Source organism: Bradyrhizobium sp. P5_C11_2 (genome assembly GCF_054049755.1).
Map to the genome: position 1 here is coordinate 1 of NZ_JBFULT010000898.1, position 1,861 is coordinate 1,861.

Sequence of the window (1,861 nt, forward strand, 5' to 3'; positions counted from 1 at the left end):
ATGATCACCGCGATCAGGCCGATCGTCATGTCGTGAAAGAGATCGAGCACCATGGCACCGTGGCCGGCCGCCAGCACCTGCGGCGTGACGATGGCAAAGCTGCCGACGATGAGGCCGCCAATCACCGGGCGCAGCCAGACCGGCAGCCAGGCAAACAGGCGCTCGAACATCGAAGACGACCGCATCACCGCGATGCCGACGCCGCTGGTGACGAGCGCAAGCCCGATCAACGCCAGATATTGCTCGACGCCGACGGCGCTGACCTTGGGTATTTCGATGGAGTACGGCGCGCCGCCGAGCCATTGCGCAGTCAGGGCGCCGGCAAGCGAGGCCGCCAGGATCGGCGCCGCGCTGCCGACCGAATAGACACCGACGATGAGCTCGCAGGCGTAGAAGGCGCCGGTAATCGGCGCGCCGAAGGCTGCTGCGATCGCCGCGGCGGCACCACAGCCGACGATCAGACGGAGATCGGTGCGGCGAAGATTGAAGAACTTGCCGAGCAGCGAGGCGATGCCCGAACCGATCTGGGTATAGCCGGCCTCGAGGCCGACCGAAGCGCCGCAGCCGTTCGAGATCAGCGTCTGGCTCGACACCACCATGCTGTCGCGCATCGACAGATTGCCGCCGCGCAGCGCGTTGGCCTCGATCGGGTCGACTGCGTTCGAGATCTTCAGCCGCCGCCGCGACCATTCCATGATGCCGAGCGCCAGCCCGCCGAGCGCGGGCGCGATCAGCGCCGCCCAGGGACTGATGCGGGCGTTGGCGGAGAGGCGGACATCGATGGGAATGCCGTAGATCACGACGTGGGCGATCTGCGCGATCTCGGCCATCAGCGTCACGATGGCGCCGGCAAGCGTGCCGATCACGAGCGCAAGCGGAATCAGGTAGAACTCGTTGCTGCGCAGCAGCGCGCGCAGGCGAACCATGACGCGGTTCGATCCCTTGCGATCGACGATATGCCTGATCCGCGCGAACACCGCCTGCCTGCCCTACCCGTCCGACATGCCGTAGCCGGCCATGCGCTGGCGGACCCGCTCGATCTCGGCGCTCGACAGCAGCGGCGGTTTTCCGATCTGGAGGCAGCCGTGATACTGCCGCGCCAGCGTCTCGACCTCGACGGCGAGCCACATCGCCTTGTCCAGCGTCTTGCCGACAGCGATCATGCCGTGATGGTCGAGCAGGCAGGCGAGACGCCCCTCCAGCGCCCGTACCGCGTGCTCGGACAGCTCCACTGTTCCGAAGGTGGCATAGGGCGCGCACCGGATGCTGTCGCCGCCGGCGGCCGCGATCATGTAGTGCACCGGCGGGATCTCCATGCCCATGATCGCCAGGATCGTCGAATAGGTCGGATGAGCGTGCACGATCGCGCTGACGTCGTCGCGCGACTTCAGGATGTCGCGGTGGAAGCGCCACTCGCTCGACGGCTTCTGGTTGGTGGCATGCGAGCCGTCCATCGCCATGAACACGATCTGATCCGGTGTCATGGCGTCATAGGGCACGCTGGTCGGGGTGATCAGGAGCCCGTCCTTGTGCCGAACGCTGATATTGCCCGAGGTGCCCTGGTTGATGCCGAGCGCATTCATGCGGCGGCAGGCGTCGATGATGGCCTGTCTCTTGTCGAGTTCGTCCGCTGTCATCGACATCCCGATTTCCTGGCGACGGGCGTTTGTGAGATGGGGAGTACGTCAAAGCAATATGGCAGCGCAAGAGAAAGCGGGCCGGATCGCGCTCCGCCTTGCCGGCGCCCCGGCAGACCACGAAATCCACCGTAAAATCAATAAATTAACAGATTGTCGCAGCCCTATGACAGGCTCATCCGGACGGCCGCGATGCCGTTAATCACGAACTGCACCGAATAGGC

At 65.2% G+C, this 1,861-nt stretch carries 2 protein-coding genes; both read right to left on the reverse strand.

Translation table 11 applies throughout. The features are described 5' to 3' along the window. Positions 1-977 (reverse strand): chloride channel protein (locus ACXJL8_RS40040; RefSeq protein WP_456686922.1); only part of this gene is annotated, 977 nt, incomplete at its 3' end. A gap of 12 nt (positions 978-989) precedes the next feature. Further along, on the reverse strand, positions 990-1,643 hold the full coding sequence (locus tag ACXJL8_RS40045) for a class II aldolase/adducin family protein (protein ID WP_456623256.1): 654 nt from the start codon (positions 1,641-1,643) through the stop codon (positions 990-992). Between the last annotated feature and the right edge of the window lie 218 nt (positions 1,644-1,861).

Excerpts from the sequence above, each read along its gene's own strand:
- ACXJL8_RS40045 (WP_456623256.1), bottom strand. The coding sequence starts at position 1,643 with ATGTCGATGACAGCGGACGAACTCGACAAGAGACAGGCCATCATCGAC.